This window comes from Acidiphilium sp. AL (assembly GCF_025499445.1).
GTDB lineage: Bacteria > Pseudomonadota > Alphaproteobacteria > Acetobacterales > Acetobacteraceae > Acidiphilium > Acidiphilium iwatense.
Genome location: NZ_JAIMBZ010000007.1, coordinates 42,435 through 59,752 on the forward strand (window position 1 = coordinate 42,435; position 17,318 = coordinate 59,752).

Consider the following 17,318-nt stretch of genomic DNA (forward strand, 5'->3'; position numbering starts at 1 on the left):
CGTATATCGTCCCGTGATCGGAGGTTCGAATGCAGGTCTCCCGATGGGGCAACAGCCTCGCCATCCGGCTGCCCTCGGTCGTCGTCGCAGCGCTCGATCTCAAGGAAGGCGACAATGTCGAGGTTCATGTCGCCGATTCCCGGCATTTCGCGATCGCCCGCAAGCCCGGTCGTGCGGATCTGCTGAACCGGCTCCGCGCATTTCGCGGACGGCTTCCGGCCGATTTCAAGTTCGACCGGGACGAGGCGAATGCCCGATAGCTTCTTCGACACCAACGTTCTGCTCTACCTCGCCTCCGCCGATCCCGGAAAAGCCGGCCGGGCCGAGCGCCTGATCGGCCAGGGCGGCGTCATCAGCGTTCAGGTTCTCAACGAGGCCGCCAACGTCGCGCGGCGAAAAATGGCGATGTCCTGGGACGAGACGCGGCAATTCCTGGCTCCGTTCGCGGCCCTCCTCGATGTCAGACCCCTGACCGTCGAAACGCACGCGATCGGACTCGATCTGGCGAGCCGATACGCACTCTCGGTCTACGATTCGATGATCGCCGCCGCCGCTCTCCAGGCCGATTGCACCGTCCTCCTGTCGGAGGACATGCACCACGATCTGCTCATCGAAAACCGCCTGCGCGTGACCAACCCGTTCGTCGCGGAAGCGGAATAGGAATATGGGGTATCCGCGAGGACACCCCGCCCGGCGCCCTCAGTGCAGAATGATCTCCACCCGCCGGTTCTGCGGCTCGCGCACGCCGGGGCCGGTGGGCACCAGAAGATGCGTCTCGCCATAGCCCTTGATCACGATATCCTGCTTCGCGACGCCATCCGCCACCAGTTGCGCCGCGACATTGTCGGCCCGGCGATAGGACAGCTTCATGTTGTAGGCGGGCGAGCCCGAGGTGTCGGTATAGCCGTTCACGTTGAGCCGCGTGACCTGCGTGGTGCGCGACGCCTGCGCCGCCTCGCCGACGATCTGCTTCGCCCGCGGCGTCAGGTTGGCCTTGTCCCAGTTGAAGAACACCAGATAGGTCCGCGCCGGCGCGGGTGCGGGTGCGGCCACCGGCGTCGGGATCGGCGCGGCCGCCATCGGCGCGGGCTGGAACAACTGGTAGCGCAGGCCCAGCAGCACCGCGTTGTTGTAATCCGGCCCGGCCTTGAAGAATCCGGCCACCGTGCCGCCCGGCCCGGTCGCATAGCCGTAATATTGCCGCCCCGAGCTGATCCCCATGAACCGGTATTGCGCGGTGATATCCAGCCCCGGCACGCTCGGCACCGGCATCGAAATGCCGGCGATCGCCTGATAGGCGAAGCCGCCCTGCCGATTGTTGAACAGCAGCCCGGTGGTGCCGTTATTGTAGCCCATATTGGTCCAGTCGATGAACTGGTAGCCGATACCCGCGCCGACGAACGGAGTAACCGGCAAACCCAGCGGAATGTCGTACAGCGCGTTCACCATCGCGCCGAATTTCCGCTCCGCCCCACCCGCGCGAACCTGCGCCGAACCCTGGTCGAGCTTGTAGAGCGTGTTGCGGAAATAATCGCCCTCGACCTCCACCCGCAGCCCGTTGCCGAACCCGTACCCCACCGCCGCCTCGCCGGTGAACCCGCCATGAAACACCTGGTGATAATCGGTCGTGCCGGCGACCGCCTGGGTCCCGTCGAGCGGCTTGATCGTCTCGCCGCTCAGAATGTTATAGCCCGCGCCCAGGCTCACATACGGCCCGGTCACTGCCTGCGTGGCGGTCTGCGCGGCGGCGGTTCCGCCCATCAGCGCGCCCGCCGCGGCGGCGGCAAAAACCAAATTCGCGACGGTGGCGAACAGCCAGGATTTCCGCGTCATGTCGTGTCTCTCCAGCAAGCCCGAATGATGGAATAGAACAAGGCTGCCCCTGAAGAAAAGAACCGTGCCGGTGTGGGACTCGGCACGGTTCGCCTTCGGGCTCAAATTTCAGATAAGGGAACGCTCTTCTTGTTGTGGTTGGCGGCACTCGGCACGCTGCGGGTCATGCCGCGTGAACGGAGGCCGCTTTCGCACTCTCGTCACGCCGGCGCCACGCCGAGGCGATCGCTGAATAACGGAGTGTCAGCGTGCGCCCGGAACGCGGCAAAGTCAATGCCGTATCGCCGCGCGTCCAGATCGCGGAATCGCCGTCGGCGCGCGGATGCCGGCCGGTTTCCGGGATCGTCCGCTCAATCGGCAGCGCCTTGCCGTCGAGCACGATGCCGTGAAGCGCGATGCCCAGCCGGCGGCAATCGTCCGAGTCCGGCTCGACCTCGCTCGGCGCGAAGCTGCCGGTGATCAGTTCGAGCTTGCGCGTCCCTTCCGGCAGGGTGAATTCCAGCTCGCCGGGCGCGGCCGTGCGCGGTGCCAGGAACATCCCGCCCGCCCGCAGCCACGGCGCGTTCTCGACGACGCCGTAGCCCAGCGCCGCCTTCCGCGCCGCCAGGAGCCGCCGCACCGATGCCAGCGCCTCACCCTCGGTCACCAGCTTGGCGCAGCTTTCGCCTTCGCGCCGCGCCTGCATCAGATCGGGATGCAGCGCCACCGGCCCGTCGCCATTCTCGAAGAAGCCGCGATGCCCGGTGTCGAGATAGCTCTCGGCCGGCGCGCCCTCGGCGAGCAGCACGTCATGCGCATCGAGCTCGACATGCCAGTAGGTCACACCCTGGCACAGCGATTCCTGAACGATCAGAGCGCCGTCGATCAGATCCTTCGCCTGCACCAGCACGCCGCCCACGAACAGCGCGTGATCCGGTGAGACCGTGAGGTCGCGCGCCGGCACGCCTTCGGCGAGCGCGCCGGCGGCGATCCGCACCGGCCGCGCCGTCCCCGGTCGTGGATGTTTCGCGAAATCGAGCGCGCGATGGCCGATCCACCTCACCGGCCGAGCGCCGCCCGACGCGGTTTTCACCACATCGCCAACCGCGAGATCCTCAACCGCGACCTCGCCCCGCTCGGTCGCGATCCGCGTGCCGGTCACGAAACACGGGTGGGGATTGACGTTCACCTCGGCCGAGGTGAGGAGCGTGCCATTATACAGACCCGAGGACGGATTAGAGAGGTCGAGAGTCAAGGTCGGTCCGCTAGGGCCGCTGTCGGACACGATCTTGCCCAGCGTCTTTTCCTCGATCAATTCGAGCGAGGCGATGATGGAGTTGTAGTTGGCACTACCGGTCGGAGCCACGTCCACGAAAAACGGGTTGTTCGAGGTGAGAGTGCCGTAAATTGGAATTCCGGCGACGACCGCAAGTTGCGTCGTCCCCGGCGTCAGAACGAGATCGGGGTTCGGATCACCAGCGAATTCCGCTGGCAGGAGAGTCCCGATATTTGAAAAACCGATGATCGCAAGCTGCGCCGTGATATTGTCGAGAATGACCTCGTCGCTCGGTGCGAAATTATACACCTCGCCGTTGATCAACGTCTGGGTCGGCGCGCTCGGCGACCCGACCAGCGCGCTCGGCTCGATCACCAGCGTCTGATTCGCCCCGGTGAAATCGATATAGCCGCCCTGAAGCTGGCTGGTCAGCGTCAAAGGGGTACTGCTGGTGATCGTGATGTCCGTGGCCATGCGACGTCCTCCAAACGCTGATTTCCCTATACGTTAGGGGCTGGATGAAAGCGTCGTCAACCAAATTGTTCATAACAAACGCGACAAACCGCCCGGAAATCGCAATAATTCGAAACCGGCCGATCGCCGGAGACGCAATCAAAAATTATATTATTTCAATCGGTTGATCGCAGCTCGATGAGACTTATTCGCAATTTCGGAACAATTTCAAAATAAACGGCACGTGGATTAATTTTCTGTAATCATCGTCGTCTCAACCGGCCATCGCGAAACAGACGCGCCCAAGCGACGGGCACGCTCATCCCGGCCACCAATCACGGAAAACCCGCCTCGGAAAATCATACGAACAAAGTTGCCGATCCGCAACGTGTCGGAACGTCACCGCCCCAGACCGGCATAACCGTGCGCGGCAATCGGAAACGTCGTGCCATAGGCCGCGTTGATCTTCGAAACCAGCCTGGGATTGCCGCCGGCACAAGCGGTCAGCAGGCCGAGTGCGGCGATAACCAGAATTTTGAGAATTGCGTTCATCGAATTCACCTCCATGGGTTCGGCCGGTTCCGCATCGCTCACGCGGCCCGGTGGCGCGCCTGCTCCGCGGCATAAAGCGCGTGCTCTTCCGCCAGGGCGCGCGCGATGCTCGGGCGTTGCTTCAGCCGCATGTAATAATCCTGCACCTCGGGCCATCTTTTGAGATCCACCGGTGTGGCGATATTCCAGTTCAGAACGGTCAGGAGATAGGCATCCGCCACACTGAACCGGTCGAGCAGAAACTCCCGCCCGCCCAGATAACCGTCGAGATAGGCAAGCCGGAGGTCGCCTTTCTCCAGGGCCCGCGCCTTCGCCTCCTCCGGCATGTTCGGATCGAACAGCGGGTTGAACAGCGCCTTGTGCAATTCGGTGCCGATGAAGCACAGCCATTGATGCAGGCGCGAGCGGGCCATGCCCTCGCGCGGGGCCAAAGCCGCCCCCGGAAACCGATCGGCGATATATTGCAGGATCGCCGCGTTTTCCGTGAGCACCTCGCCGTCATCGGTGCGAATCGCCGGCACCAGCCCGAGCGGATTGACCGCGCGGAAATCCTCGCCGTCGAGGGTGCGCTTGGTCTTGGGATCGACCTCGATGAACCGCGCCGGAGCGTCGGCCTCGTAAAGCGCGATGCGCGACGCCATCGAGCAGGCAAGCGGCGAGAAATAAAGCTGCATGATCGTTCTCCATTGAATTATGTACCAATTCGCATAATATCTATCATCACGAGAGCGCGGTCAAGGATTTTTTGCGAAATGGTACAAAAAACTTCCGGCACGGAACCGAAGCGGCGCGGACGTCCCCGCGCCTACGATCCGCAAACCGCGCTTCGCCATGCCATCGATGCCTTTTGGAAGGCCGGCTATTCCAACACCTCGCTCGACGAGATTGCCGTGGCGACCGGCATGAACCGGCCGAGCCTCTATGCGGCGTTCGGCGACAAGCACGCGCTCTATCTCAAATCGCTTGACCATTACCGGCAGCTCGCCGGTGCTGCGATGCGCGAAGCGCTCGCCCAGAACCGGCCTTTGGACGAGACCCTGATGCTGATCTACGAGAAGGCTCTGTCGATGTATTTTCCCGGCGACGGCCCGCCGCGCGGCTGTTTCATGATCGGCACGGCGACGGCGGAGGCCGTGGAAGACCCGGAAATCCGCGCCGCCTTCGCGGCGGGGCTCCGCACGCTCGACGAAAATTTCGAGGCGCGGATTCGCGCCGCGCAAACGCGCGGCGAAATCGGACAGGATGCCGACCCAGCCTCCCTCGCCATCCTCGCTTCCGCCACCTTGCACACCATCGCCATCCGCGCGCGCTCCGGCACTCCGCGCGCCGAATTGCGGGAACTCGCCCGCAAGGCGGTGGGGGTCATCTGCGGCAAACCGGCAGCGACCGGCTGACACCGGCATCTCGGCCTCTCGGTGGTCGCCGAAGGCGTCGAGACCGATGCGCAGGCGACATTCCTGCGCGCGCAACTGCTTCACCGGCGGCGTCAGCCTCGGCACCTCCGCCGGCCTCATCAACGACATCGCCATCACCGGCAGCGTCACCGGCCTCGGGGCCGACAGCCTGCGGAACCAGGGGCAGATCACCGCCGCAACCGGCGCCGCCTACGCTGTCGACTTCACCAATAGCGACGCGGTGACCAACAGCGGCACGATTGCCGGCGGCCAGCGCGCGATCGGCGTTGACGGCACCTACGGGCTGGTCAGCAACGCCGGCCTGATCGAGGGCGGTGCCGTGGTCGGCGTCGCATTGAGAGGCGGCGGCACCCTGGTCAATGCCGGCACCACCCTCTATCCGCTTGCGGCCCCCGCTTACCGGCAGCGATACGGATGCCAGTAGCACCAGCCCGGCCGTCCGGGCACGATCACGCAGCCCGACAGCGTGATCCCCATCCCGACGACCAGAGCCGCCGCGAAAATCCGCTTTGCCATTCCGCTTCCTCCCATGGCGCTTGAACCCCGCCCAAAGCCTGGGCTTGAAGCATCATAGCTAACCGGCGCGATGTAATCCGGCGGTTTCGCAACCCGACCAATTGTAACAGGCCCGGCCGATGCGGCGTCAATCGCTCAGCGCGATCACCTCGCGCAGCCGCGGATAAATCTCGCCCGCCCAGCGCGATCCGCTGAACACCCCGTAATGCCCGACGCCCGGTTGCACATGGCTGCGCTTGCGCGCCGCCGCGAGCCCGGAGCAAAGTTCGAGCGCCGCTTCCGACTGGCCGGGCGGGCAGATATCGTCGCGCTCGCCCTCCACGGTGAACAGGAAGGTCTGGCCGATCGCCTCCGGCCGCACCGGCCGGCCGCGCCATACCAGGGTTCCCCGCGGCAGGTCGTGGCGCTGGAACACCCGCTCCACCGTCTCCAGATAGAATTCGGCGGTCAGATCCATCACCGCCCGATACTCGTCGTAAAACCGCCGATGCGCCGCCTCGCTCGCCGCATCCTCGGTCACGATCGCGCGGAACTGCCTGAGATGCGCGCCGATATGCCGGTCCAGATTCATCGACACGAACGACGCGAGCTGCATGAACCCCGGATATACCGCGCGCCCGGCCCCGGCATAGCGCCAGGGCACGGTGGTGATCATGGTCTGCTCGAACCAGCCGATATCCCGCGTCTTCGCCAGCGCGTTCACCTTGGACGGGTTGCGCCTGGTGTCGATTGGCCCGCCCATCAGGGTCATGCTGCGCGGCGTCGCGGCATCGCCATCCTCGGCCATCAGCGCGGTCGCCGCCAGCACCGCGACCGCCGGCTGGCACACCGCCACCACATGCGCGCCCGGCCCGAGCCGCCGCAGGAACGTCATGATATGCGCCACGTAATCGTCGAACCCGAACCGTCCCGCGCCCGGCGGAATATCCCGCGCATTGTGCCAGTCGGTGACGTAGACATCGTGATCCGCCAGCATCACCCGCACGGTATCGCGCAGCAGGGTCGCGAAATGGCCGGATAGCGGGGCCGCGATCAGCACGCGCGGCTGGACCGGATCGCCCGCCTTGCGGAAATGCAGCAGATCGCCGAACGGCGTCGCCTGCACCACCTCTTCGGTCACGCCGACCTCGCGATCGCCGACCATGACGCTGCCGATCCCGAATGGCGGCCGCTGATGCGAAATTCCGCTATTGCCGAACAGCTCCAGCGCCGCGCGCATCTCCCGCGCCATGGTGGCGAATGGCCGGGCCGGGCTGAACAGCTCCATGACCGGTGCGAAATTCCGGGCCATGAGCCGCAGCGGATCGAGCAGATCCTCCTGCGTCTGATACCAATCATACATCATCGGTGAAAATCGCCTTGAAATGAGCGGCGCATGACAGAAAGAGACACCGCATGGTTTACCGGGAGGATATCGAGCTTCCGCTACCGCATGTGGGGCCGCGCGAACGTAATCGTTAATCGCCTGGGCACAATTCTGCTTTGCATTGCCATCCTGTTTCAGCTTTTCTGTTTATCGGTCCCGGTTGCGCGCTCCCGCATGTGCCGCGCCCGTCACGCTTGAGCGATAATTTTTCGAGATTGAATGATTTTTATAAAAAAGGAAAGCGTGACATGCGGAACGGCGACAAAGCGGAACTCCATCCTTGCTGATTTTCCTCAAATCCATCGGCTTCGGCCTCGCGGTCGCCGCTCCAGTCGGCCCGATGAGCCTGATCTGCATGCGCCGCACCCTGGCGCACGGGCCACGCTGGGGATTCGCCACCGGCGCCGGCATCGCGCTGGCCGATACCACCTACGCCTTCGCCGCGGCGCTCGGCCTCGCCGGGCTGTTCGCAGCCTTCCTCCATGCCCATCAGGCCATAATCCAGGCGGTCGCCGGGCTTATCCTGATCGCGATCGGCGCCCGCTTCTGGTTCGCCCCGTTCGCCGAAAATCCGTCGACCACCGGCGCCGGCTCGATCCGCGCCGCCTTCGCCAGCGCCTATGCGCTCACCTTGGCGAACCCGCCGACTCTGCTCACCTTCGCCGCCATGTTCGCCGCCTTCGCGCCCGGCATGCGTTCCGGCGCACAAGCGGTCGCCGAAACCACGCTCGGCGTCCTTGCCGGCTCGATGCTGTGGTGGCTCGGCCTCGTCAGCCTGATCGCCCGGCTGCACCATGTCATCGGCCCCGCCGCCCGCAAGCGCATCGGCCAGCTTTCCGCGCTCTGCCTGATCGGCTTCGGCCTCGCCGCGCTTCTCGATATTCTATGATTTGCCGCGCAGCCGGTGCAGCATGGCCTGCAGCGTCCCCGTCGGCCGCGCCGTCTCTCGTGTCGCCGCAACCGTCTGCAACTGCTCGATCAGCGCATACCGCTCCACCGCGACATCGATCCAGCGCCGCAGCTCCGCCGATTTCCGCTCGATTTCCCCATCCAGCTCGCCGATCACCGGCCCGAACGCCGCCATCGTCCCCGCCATTTCGGCGCCGATCCGGTCGAGCGCCGCGCCATCCGGTTCGGCGCCTCGGCAAGCCGCCAGCGCCCAATCGTAAACATCCCTGATCCACACCGGCACGGTATCGTCCAGCGCATCGTCGCTGCGCGCATGATGCCGCAGCGCGCCCGAAAGGAACGCCTCGATCTCCGGCGCCGCCGCGCCCGGTGCGCGCGGCCACGCAATCCCGAGCACCGCGCCGATCCGCTCCACCACGCTGCGCCAATCCGTCAGAATCTGCTCATAGGTCACGAAGCAGCGCGGCAATTCGCGCGACTCCCGCTCCGCCGCCAGAAAATGCCCGAGCCACAGCATCAGCCATTTCGCCGCGCCGAAACCCTCCCGCTGGCGCAGCGAGGCGGCCACTTCCAGCGGATTGCGCACCGGAATCACCACGCAAGGCGCGATATCCAGGGTTCCCAGCACCGGCAGCCACAAATTCAGCAGCCGGCACAGTCGCGGGTCCTTCACCACCGGCAGCGCGGCAGTGCCGAACTCCTCGTCCAGCAGCGCCGCCAGCCGCTGGCGAAACGCCGCCGCCGCCGCCGATTCGAACCATGGGCCGGGCAGGGGGCGGATATCGTGCCAGACCGAGCCCGCCGCTTCGAGCGCCTCTTCATGCAGGGCGACGATTTCGCGCGGCTCCCAGAATCCCCGTTCATTGACCTCCGGCGCCGCATCCATCAGCCGTTCCGGCAGCGCCGCGCCGCACAGGCCGAGCACCCTGGTCAGCGCGGAGGTGCCGCTCCGGTGCATCCCGAGCACGAGGATCGCCTGCCGCCGCGCCGAAAGTGTCTCCGACATGCCCTCTATCTCGCCCGCCATCGCGCGCCGATCAAGCCAGCGCGAGCAGCGCCGCCGCCGCCAGCCAGACCGTCGCAAGCGCCGAATAGGCGATCGCCGTGCCGGTCCCGAGCAGCAGCATCCGCACCACCGTCCCCGCTTTCGAGGTCCGGTAGACGCCGCGCCGCAGGGGAAAGATCAGCCGCAGCACCGCGGCCCCGACCGGCACGGTCAGAAACGCGAACAGCTCCGCGCTGTGGCGCAGTTCGCGCAACACCTGCGCGCCATGCGCATTGAGAACCGCGCGCGCGCGCAAAAGCCAGCCCGGCATGGCGGCGGTTTCCCTGGTCTTCGGAACGCCGAAAATCACCGACACATGGGTATTCGCGAAAAACAGGAACAGCACGAGCGCGATGACGAACAGCTTGAACGGCCCGAACTGGCTCACCCGCTTTCCCGCCAGATAATCCCGCGTCAGCCCCGCCGGATCGAAAGCCAGCCGCCGCACCGTCCGCAGAAAACGCCCATCGGTTTCCAGCGCCGCCTCGACCGCCTCCACGGCCAGCCGCTTCACCGACCGGTGCACCGCCTCCGCGTGCTGCCCGCATTCATGGCACCACGGCCCGACCCGCGCCGTCCCGCAATTCAGGCACGCATCGCCCGCCAGCGCCCCGACTCCGGCGTCCATTTCATGCGGGACATGATCCATCTCGGCCTCGTCAGGATTGGAACCCCGCGTTAAGCAGGGCCGGATCCGATCGCCTATAGCATCGACCGCCGGAGAGCCGCCATGCCAACGAAAACCCATCACTACCGCACAAATCTGCGCTGGACCGGCAATACCGGGCAGGGGACCCGGAGCTATCGCGGCTACGCGCGCGACCACGAGATCGCCGCCGCCGGCAAGCCCGCCATCCTCGCCTCGTCCGACCCGGCGTTTCGCGGCGACCCCGCGCGCTGGAACCCCGAGGAGCTGCTGCTCGCCTCGGCTTCCGCCTGCCACCAGCTCTGGTATCTGCATCTCTGCGCCGTCGCCGGCGTCACCGTCCTCGCCTATGAGGACGCCGCCGAAGCCACGATGGAGGAGGAACCCTCCGGCGCCGGCCAGTTCGCCGGCATCCTGCTCCGCCCCACCGTCACCATCGCCGCCGATTCAAACCCCGAAACCGCCCGCGCGCTCCACCACGAGGCCAACGAGCACTGCTTCATCGCCCGCTCGCTCAAAACCCCGATCCGCCACGACCCCACCATCATCGTCGCTCCCGGCTAATACCAAATCTCACGAGCCCCGACTCATGAGATTTGGTATGCGCGCGGGTTGGCGGCCGCAAACATTGCCGTTATCCTCGCCGTCATGACCCATCGCACCAACCATTACGGCCAGCCGATCGGCGCGCCCCTGCCGGACTGGACGCCGCGCATCGCCCCGCCGCGCACACCGATGACCGGGCGTTACTGCGCCGTCGAACCGCTCGACCCCGCCCGCCACTCTAACGATCTGTTCGCGTCCTTCATGGCCGCCCCCGACGACCGGGACTGGACCTATCTCTGGACCGAACGGCCCGCCGACCGCGTTGCATTCGACCATGAGATCGAGCGCGCGGCTTCAGCCGAGGACCTGATCGCCTTCGCCATCGTCGACCACGCCACCGGCCGCGCCCTGGGCCTCGCCTCCTATATGCGGATCGACCCCGCGAACGGATCGATCGAGATCGGCTCGATCAATTTTTCCCGCGCCCTGATGCGCAACCGGGCAGGGACCGAGGCGATGTTCCTCATGATGCGCCGCGTCTTCGACGAACTCGGCTACCGCCGCTACGAGTGGAAATGCGACGCGCTGAACGCACCCTCCCGCGCCGCCGCCGCGCGCTACGGCTTCCGCTTCGAGGGGATTTTCCGTCAGGCGATGGTCACCAAGGGCCGCAACCGCGACACCGCCTGGTTCTCGATCATCGACGGCGAATTTCCCGCGATCCGCGCTGCCTTCGAAGCCTGGCTCGCGCCCGACAATTTTTCTCCCGACGGCACCCAGCGCGCCAGGCTCGCCGCCTTCCGGGATACGGTTTTAACGTGAATCCGGCGCGCCGGCCCGTTAAGGTCGGCGCCGCGACAGGCGAAGGAGCGGAACCATGCGGATCGCGATCATCGGCGCGGGCAATGTCGGCGCCGCCCTGGGCAACGGATGGCTGAAGCGCCGCCACGACGTGCGCTTCGGCGTGCGCGCGCCGGCCGATCCGAAATACCGCGACCTGCCGGCGAATCGCCTCGCAACGCCCGCCGAGGCGGCGGCGAGCGCCGCGGCGGTCGTGCTCGCCACCCCCTGGCCAGCGACCGAGGCCGCGATCCGCGATCTCGGCGATCTGTCCGGCCGGATCGTCATCGACTGCACCAACCCGCTCGAAATGACCGCGGAGGGACTCCGCCTCGCCCTGGGCCATGACCGCTCCGGCGGCGAGCTGGTCGCCCAGTGGGCGAAGGGCGCCTCGGTGTTCAAGGCGTTCAACACCACCGGCGCCGCCAACATGGCGGATCTCTCCGGCTACGGAACCGCGCCCGCGATGTTCGTCGCCGGCGACGACGCGGACCGTAAACCGTCGGTCATGACCTTGGCCCGAGACCTCGGCTTCGAGCCGATCGACGCCGGCCCGCTCCGCATCGCCCGCCTGCTCGAACCCCTCGCCATGCTGTGGGTCGACCAGGCACTGTATCGCGGCGCCGGCCCAAACTTCGCCTTCGCGGTGATGCGGAAGAGTTGAGGCGGGAAGAGTCGAGGCGGGAAGAGTCGAGGCGGAGCGCGCGAACCCGTGCGGCATCATCATCGAACTATAAAGGCGACAGTGCGGGGTTCATTCATAATCCCCGAAATATCCCTTTGTGGTGACCTTCGAGTAATGATTCGAGTATCGTTCTATTTTCAATGATGAGAAATGTCCGAATCGGAAAAATGCGCTTGACTCCGCATCGAATCTGGATTTTCGTTTTCGAAACGTCCAGCCTCCTTTTTGGCCTGCCCGGATTCACAATAGGCGAACAACGGAGTTACATCACCTAGATGCACCCCCGGCCAGAGCGTTTGGTATCCGTTATTATCGGCATCGCTCTGCTTTCCCTTGTCTTTGTCTTTCCTGCCCGCGCCGATGTTACCGGTGGCGACTTTCAGGTAATGGTACCGGGCGTTTTCGAACATCTAATCGACTTCATGGTCACGCTTGACCTAGCGCTCTTCGCGCTCGTTGGATATTTTGCCAAGGACAGACTGGCAACTTCCGGTTGTATACGTTGCCTTCAGTATTTAACACTTCTTCTCTTCTCCCTTTCTAGTGGTGTGTCATTGTTCTATGCATATTTCGGTCATTTGGAAATTGCCGCTCAGTTGGTGGGTGGTGCATTTGATTATCGACATTTGCACGACTATTATTTTCAGGCGTTGACTCTCATCATCGCCGCAATTTTTGTTGCCTTCTTTATTTCCACGATCTTTATTGACAATCGCAAGAAAATTGTCACCCCAAAAGAAGACAATGCGTAATTTTGTATTTGCGGTCTGCTTCGCTCTCGCACTATTGCCACCCGCGCGTGCGGCGGAAACACCCTTGACGCTATCGATCAATCTCGATTGGACCGGATTCGCAAGGCAACGGAAACTCGCTGCTTTTCTTCAGAATGAAGGGCATCTGCCGCTTCCGATGATCTATGTCGGCGGCAAGCTTCGCGCGCTGTTACCGTCGGAATTCGTCATACGACGCAATACGAAGGCGCTGCACATAGATATCGGGATTCCGCAACTCGTCGAAAGGCCAATCTACAAAATCGACATCACTCCGGGCCGCTCCGAAAAACTTGTGATCCAGACGGAATCTCTCGATCTAACCATGTTCCCGTACGACCCCAAGCTTGATCTCCATCTCCGGGGGCACGCTGTTCTTCTCAAGAAACTTATCCACGCCAAGACGACGATCTCGCCACGCGAAGGCGTATATCATCTGTCGCTCCCAGCCGCGCCATTTGCGGCCCTCACCGATTTCACGATGGCCACGGAAAAGGGAATGACTCGCAACCGAGTGATTCCACTCGTACTTGAGCGCAATGGACGCTTTTACCGCCCGTTCACGAGTCTCGCGCATCAGCATTCAACGAAGACCTACGTTGAGGCCCTGAATGCGCAAGCGACTCCGGGAATATATAGGAAAACAGTTGATAGAGTATGGTTCACATTGCGGCTGTGCATCAAGTGTTCCCTCGAACCGTCTCCCCCTGAATTGATCCGGCTCGAATCAATCCCGAGCGGCGCCCGGATATACGTCAATGGCACCAGACAAACCTTTTCCATGACAGACACCGTCATGCAGGAATCACGCGAGCTTTTGGCGGACATAATTCTTCGCAAGAGCGGGTATCGCGACTGTCCCGTGCATCCTCAGAAGGTCAGGAACCCAGCCAAAAACGGCATATCATACGATTTCATGTGCCGCTTGCAGAAAAATTAGCAGTGGGTCAGATCCAAACCGACCGGGTCAGTTTCAGCCCGCCCGTCACACCGTTCTCGGTTATTCAGTCGCGGCGATCAACCTCGGCGCGCGCGCGGGTCGCAGCAGCAGCCAGAACGCGAGGAGGTGCGTCCAGAAAAGCGCAGGTACGTAGAGAATGAGGATCGCGTAACCCGCCCCGAGCTGGCCGGCCACTGACGGCAGATCCAGGCCGATCGCGTGCACCGTGGCCATGACGAGGTCGGCGAGGCCGACCAGATTGAACGCCCAGACCAGCGGCCAGAACAGGAAGCGCACGCGCACCGTCAGCAGCGCGAGGATTGCGAGCAGCGCGGTGGCGAAATCGCCGTAAGCCGCCGGCATCGCGAAGGCCGCCGGCAGGTTCGGCCCGACGAATCCGGGCAGCAGAAAGACCAGGCCGAAGAAACGGAAACTGTGCAGCGTGGCGATAGCGCGCTGCGCCTCGACCTGATCCATCGCCCGCAGCCGCGGCCAGACGTAAGTCGCGATGCACAACGCCCAGGCGAGATAGCCCAGCGCCATGTCGATCAGGAAGATGTTTTTCACCAGCATGCCCGCCCTCCTTGCCCGCGGCGAACGCCTGGGCCACCCGGCATCCGTCTCTCGTTGCGCGTTGATCCGCCGGAGCCAGTACCGATGGTTGATTCAGCCAGACGGCATGCAGCCCCTTAAAAGCTGTATATGCAGCTAATAGCCTGGGCCAGTTCCCCCGTCCAGAACTATTATTTTATTCGGGCTTGCGCAGCTTTTCGCCCGCCAGACTGAGCAGGCCGCTCAGCGCCAGAGTGGCCTCGGCGCCCACCGTCCGGTGCAGCTCGTCATCGGCCGCTCGCCATAACGGCATGGCCTGGGCAAGACGGTCTCGCCCGGACATCGTCAAGCGGATACACCGTGCGCGACGGTCGCGGCGATCCGGCTCGATGCGGACAAGGTCCTGGACCTCAAGCGGCTTCAACGTTCGGTTGAGGGTTGTCGGGTCCATGCCGACGATGGTCGACAGCTCCTTCATGGTCATCGGCGGGCGCCACAGCGAACAGCCGTAAACCTGTGCCATGACGCCGAACTGGCCGACCGTCAGCCCGGCCGGCTGAAGATGGGTGTCGAAAATCTGTGTCGCCATTCGGCCCGCGCGGCGCAGCCGCAAACAGGTGCATCCAGCGACATCGCGGATATCCACCCCGCCGATCATCCGCCTATCCGAGGCGGGAATCGACACCCACGGCGCATCATCGGAATCGCTGGCGATCATCGCGTCTCCTTGCATATGCATATATAATCATGGCGTCCACACGTCCACGGTCACCGCACCGGAGCGATCGAAGGCACGCGCCGCGGCTAGAGCAGGGTAGGTTTTGATTGAACCATGGGGTTCGATCAAAACCGGCCAACTTGCTCGCCAAAATATGAGTAGAGCGTGATCGGCTTGAACCGATCACGCTCTAAATCAATCACCAGCTCCACCCCGTGACACCACCGCATAGCCATGATTACATCCATCGGCGCGTCGCGAACCGATGAGGAGCAACCGTGGACGATCCCTACCAAACTCTCGGCGTCGCGCGCGATGCCAGCCAGGACGATATCCGCCGTGCCTTCCGCAAGCTCGCCAAGGCGCACCACCCCGACCTCAACCCCGGCAACGCCCAGGCCGAGGCCCGGTTCAAAGCCGTCACCGCCGCCAACGAAATCCTCTCCGATCCCGAAAAGCGCGCCCGCTTCGATCGTGGCGAAATCGACGCCCAGGGCCAGGAACGTCCTCAGCATCCCTCATACCGCGACTACGCCGAGGCCGAACCCGGCCGCCGCTACGGCCCGTCCGGCCCGCAACAAACCGCCTGGAACGCCGAAGACATCGAATCCATCTTCGGCACCATGTTCGGCGCCGGCGCCCGGCCTCGCACCGATAGTCCTCTTCGCGGCCAGGACGAGCGCTACACCCTGCCCACCGGCTTTCTCGATGCGGTCAACGGCGCCACCACCCGCCTCACCCTGCCGGATGGCCGCACCCTCGACGTCCGCATCCCGCCCGGCACCGAGGACGGTCAGATCCTCCGCCTGCGCGGCCAGGGTACCGCCGGCTGGAACGGCGGTCCCTCGGGCGACGCGCTGATCGAAATCCACATCGCCCCGCACCCGATCTTCCGGCGCGACGGCAACGATATCCGGCTCGACCTGCCGGTCACTCTCGCCGAAGCCGTGCTCGGCGGTCCGGTCGAAATCCCCACCCCCGGCGGCAAGGTGCGGATGCGCGTGCCGCCCCATTCGGATACCGGCACCGAGCTTCGCCTGCGCGGCCGTGGCGTTCCCGCCCATGCCGGCCAAAGCGAGGGCGATCTCTACGCCACGCTGCGCGTCGTCGTGGGCCAGCCCGACGCCGCGCTCGAAGCCTTTCTGCGCGACTGGAAGCCCGAACACCCCGCCAATCCGCGCGCGGCGATGGAGCCAGGCCCATGATCACCATCGAGGTTCTCATCACCCGGCTTCCCGGCCTGCACCGGCAGGACATCGAACGCTGGATCGGCAATCAATGGGTCCGGCCCGACCGCGATGCCGGGCACTACGTCTTCCGCGACATCGATGTCGCGCGGGTCCGCCTGATCCGTGAATTGCGCGACGATCTTCAGGTCAACGAGGACGCGCTCCCCGTCGTTCTCTCGCTGCTCGACCAGCTCTATGATCTGCGCCGCCGCATCGCCGAACTCGGCGACGCCATCGCCCGCACCGCACCGGACGACCTTCGCCGAACCCTCGCCGACCACCTCGCCAAACTCTGACCCCCGTGACATCCCAAACCCGCGATCTGATCGAAAAGCGCAAGCAGGGTAGACCCCGCGCCGATATCATGGCCGCTTATCAGGCGAGCCACGGAAAATTCGGGCCGCTTTACAAGAAATTGACCGAATGACGGACAATGCATTCATCATCGGTCTTTATCAGGCCGACACGTTCGAGTTCGGGCGATTGGCCGACTGGCTCCGCGCCAACGTAACGCTCATACCCTCGGCCTGAACCGTCTGTCATCTTATTTGAAGCCATGTCCCTCCTCATTCGCCCCGCCGCTCCAGACGATCATGATGCCCTGTTGTCGCAGTTTCTGGGTTTGAATCGATATGAACACGCGATCTCGGACGATCGACGGACTGATCATCAGGGCGCATTGGAGTCTTTGGAGGGCGCCTGGAGAAATATTGCCGCAAAGGGCGGCAGCGCGCTGGTTGTGGAACTCGATGGACGAGTCGTCGGTCATCTCTTCCTCCTATTCGAAGAAGACGATGTTTTTATCCGAGATGACGTGCGATCGTATGGTTATATTTCCAGCCTATTCATCCAGGAAGCCATGCGTGGTTCCGGGGTCGGAAAAGCTCTTATGGTCGAGGCGGAGCGTATTGCCGCGGCTCGGGGCGTTCACCGTCTTATGCTGTACGTATTGGCGGAGAATCCCAACGCCCAACGTTTTTATGCCGATGCTGGCTTCGCGCCACATGGACTGGAAATGATGAAGCCGATTGCTGACAAAACCTAAACC

The 17,318-nt window shown here is 64.0% G+C and carries 22 protein-coding genes; 13 read left to right on the forward strand and 9 right to left on the reverse strand.

What is annotated here, in order from left to right:
* Window positions 1-29: 29 nt before the first annotated feature.
* Both AiwAL_RS07000 and AiwAL_RS07005 read left to right on the forward strand, forming a co-directional pair.
* Window positions 30-260, forward strand: coding sequence for an AbrB/MazE/SpoVT family DNA-binding domain-containing protein (locus AiwAL_RS07000; RefSeq protein WP_235703607.1), 231 nt, complete (start codon window positions 30-32; stop codon window positions 258-260).
* Complete coding sequence (locus tag AiwAL_RS07005) at window positions 250-660, forward strand: PIN domain-containing protein (protein ID WP_235703606.1); 411 nt, start codon at window positions 250-252, stop codon at window positions 658-660. The genes AiwAL_RS07000 and AiwAL_RS07005 overlap by 11 nt, the downstream gene beginning before the upstream one ends.
* A gap of 39 nt (window positions 661-699) precedes the next feature.
* Here AiwAL_RS07005 and AiwAL_RS07010 read toward each other — a convergent pair whose 3' ends face one another.
* The 4 genes from AiwAL_RS07010 to AiwAL_RS07025 form a co-directional block, all read right to left on the reverse strand.
* Entirely contained in the window at window positions 700-1,833 is a 1,134-nt protein-coding gene (locus AiwAL_RS07010) for an OmpA family protein (RefSeq protein WP_262312401.1), read from the reverse strand.
* Between the two features lie 163 nt (window positions 1,834-1,996).
* Window positions 1,997-3,562, reverse strand: coding sequence for a Hint domain-containing protein (locus tag AiwAL_RS07015; RefSeq protein WP_262312402.1), 1,566 nt, complete (start codon window positions 3,560-3,562; stop codon window positions 1,997-1,999).
* Between the two features lie 378 nt (window positions 3,563-3,940).
* Window positions 3,941-4,093 carry a hypothetical protein gene (locus tag AiwAL_RS07020; protein ID WP_235703603.1) on the reverse strand — a complete coding sequence of 51 codons (153 nt, stop codon included), beginning with the start codon at window positions 4,091-4,093 and terminating at the stop codon, window positions 3,941-3,943.
* Window positions 4,094-4,131: 38 nt separating this feature from the next.
* Complete coding sequence (locus tag AiwAL_RS07025) at window positions 4,132-4,767, reverse strand: glutathione S-transferase N-terminal domain-containing protein (RefSeq protein WP_235703602.1); 636 nt, start codon at window positions 4,765-4,767, stop codon at window positions 4,132-4,134.
* A 78-nt stretch (window positions 4,768-4,845) separates the two neighbouring features.
* On the opposite strand from AiwAL_RS07025, the gene AiwAL_RS07030 reads away from it, so the two are divergent.
* Together AiwAL_RS07030 and AiwAL_RS07035 are read left to right on the forward strand one after the other, a co-directional pair.
* Entirely contained in the window at window positions 4,846-5,487 is a 642-nt protein-coding gene (locus tag AiwAL_RS07030; RefSeq protein WP_235703601.1) for a TetR/AcrR family transcriptional regulator, read from the forward strand.
* A 46-nt stretch (window positions 5,488-5,533) separates the two neighbouring features.
* Window positions 5,534-5,932 carry a hypothetical protein gene (locus AiwAL_RS07035; protein ID WP_262312403.1) on the forward strand — a complete coding sequence of 133 codons (399 nt, stop codon included), beginning with the start codon at window positions 5,534-5,536 and terminating at the stop codon, window positions 5,930-5,932.
* A gap of 219 nt (window positions 5,933-6,151) precedes the next feature.
* Here AiwAL_RS07035 and AiwAL_RS07040 read toward each other — a convergent pair whose 3' ends face one another.
* Complete coding sequence (locus tag AiwAL_RS07040) at window positions 6,152-7,369, reverse strand: polyhydroxyalkanoate depolymerase (RefSeq protein ID WP_262312404.1); 1,218 nt, start codon at window positions 7,367-7,369, stop codon at window positions 6,152-6,154.
* Between the two features lie 301 nt (window positions 7,370-7,670).
* Here AiwAL_RS07040 and AiwAL_RS07045 point away from each other — a divergent pair, with 301 nt between their 5' ends.
* The gene (locus AiwAL_RS07045; RefSeq protein ID WP_235703598.1) at window positions 7,671-8,279 is read left to right on the forward strand and encodes a LysE family translocator; all 609 of its coding nucleotides are present in this window, start codon (window positions 7,671-7,673) and stop codon (window positions 8,277-8,279) included.
* Here the strand turns inward: AiwAL_RS07045 and AiwAL_RS07050 are convergent.
* Together AiwAL_RS07050 and AiwAL_RS07055 are read right to left on the reverse strand one after the other, a co-directional pair.
* Entirely contained in the window at window positions 8,274-9,305 is a 1,032-nt protein-coding gene (locus tag AiwAL_RS07050; RefSeq protein WP_262312405.1) for a sulfotransferase family protein, read from the reverse strand. The genes AiwAL_RS07045 and AiwAL_RS07050 overlap by 6 nt on opposite strands.
* A gap of 31 nt (window positions 9,306-9,336) precedes the next feature.
* A complete protein-coding gene (locus tag AiwAL_RS07055; protein ID WP_262312406.1) occupies window positions 9,337-9,993 on the reverse strand; it encodes a DUF3667 domain-containing protein in 657 nt (218 codons plus the stop codon).
* Between the two features lie 81 nt (window positions 9,994-10,074).
* On the opposite strand from AiwAL_RS07055, the gene AiwAL_RS07060 reads away from it, so the two are divergent.
* The 5 genes from AiwAL_RS07060 to AiwAL_RS07080 all read left to right on the forward strand — a co-directional run bounded on the left by AiwAL_RS07060 (window position 10,075) and on the right by AiwAL_RS07080 (window position 13,771).
* Window positions 10,075-10,554 (forward strand): OsmC family protein, encoded by a 480-nt coding sequence (locus AiwAL_RS07060; protein WP_235703595.1) that lies wholly within the window; start codon window positions 10,075-10,077, stop codon window positions 10,552-10,554.
* A 48-nt stretch (window positions 10,555-10,602) separates the two neighbouring features.
* The gene (locus AiwAL_RS07065) at window positions 10,603-11,358 is read left to right on the forward strand and encodes a GNAT family N-acetyltransferase (RefSeq protein WP_262312407.1); all 756 of its coding nucleotides are present in this window, start codon (window positions 10,603-10,605) and stop codon (window positions 11,356-11,358) included.
* 55 nt (window positions 11,359-11,413) lie between these two features.
* The gene (locus AiwAL_RS07070) at window positions 11,414-12,040 is read left to right on the forward strand and encodes an NAD(P)-binding domain-containing protein (RefSeq protein WP_235703593.1); all 627 of its coding nucleotides are present in this window, start codon (window positions 11,414-11,416) and stop codon (window positions 12,038-12,040) included.
* A gap of 296 nt (window positions 12,041-12,336) precedes the next feature.
* Window positions 12,337-12,813 carry a hypothetical protein gene (locus AiwAL_RS07075; RefSeq protein WP_262312408.1) on the forward strand — a complete coding sequence of 159 codons (477 nt, stop codon included), beginning with the start codon at window positions 12,337-12,339 and terminating at the stop codon, window positions 12,811-12,813.
* A gap of 64 nt (window positions 12,814-12,877) precedes the next feature.
* A complete protein-coding gene (locus AiwAL_RS07080) occupies window positions 12,878-13,771 on the forward strand; it encodes a hypothetical protein (protein WP_262312409.1) in 894 nt (297 codons plus the stop codon).
* A 60-nt stretch (window positions 13,772-13,831) separates the two neighbouring features.
* On the opposite strand, the gene AiwAL_RS07085 is transcribed toward AiwAL_RS07080, so the two are convergent.
* Window positions 13,832-14,344, reverse strand: coding sequence for a hypothetical protein (locus AiwAL_RS07085; protein ID WP_262312410.1), 513 nt, complete (start codon window positions 14,342-14,344; stop codon window positions 13,832-13,834).
* Window positions 14,345-14,519: 175 nt separating this feature from the next.
* A complete protein-coding gene (locus AiwAL_RS07090) occupies window positions 14,520-14,981 on the reverse strand; it encodes a MarR family winged helix-turn-helix transcriptional regulator (protein WP_262312411.1) in 462 nt (153 codons plus the stop codon).
* Between the two features lie 338 nt (window positions 14,982-15,319).
* Here AiwAL_RS07090 and AiwAL_RS07095 point away from each other — a divergent pair, with 338 nt between their 5' ends.
* The 3 genes from AiwAL_RS07095 to AiwAL_RS07105 all read left to right on the forward strand — a co-directional run bounded on the left by AiwAL_RS07095 (window position 15,320) and on the right by AiwAL_RS07105 (window position 17,315).
* On the forward strand, window positions 15,320-16,246 hold the full coding sequence (locus tag AiwAL_RS07095) for a J domain-containing protein (RefSeq protein WP_262312412.1): 927 nt from the start codon (window positions 15,320-15,322) through the stop codon (window positions 16,244-16,246).
* Complete coding sequence (locus AiwAL_RS07100; RefSeq protein ID WP_235703586.1) at window positions 16,243-16,566, forward strand: chaperone modulator CbpM; 324 nt, start codon at window positions 16,243-16,245, stop codon at window positions 16,564-16,566. The genes AiwAL_RS07095 and AiwAL_RS07100 overlap by 4 nt, the downstream gene beginning before the upstream one ends.
* Before the next feature lie 260 nt (window positions 16,567-16,826).
* On the forward strand, window positions 16,827-17,315 hold the full coding sequence (locus AiwAL_RS07105) for a GNAT family N-acetyltransferase (RefSeq protein ID WP_262312413.1): 489 nt from the start codon (window positions 16,827-16,829) through the stop codon (window positions 17,313-17,315).
* The last annotated feature ends 3 nt before the right edge of the window (window positions 17,316-17,318 follow it).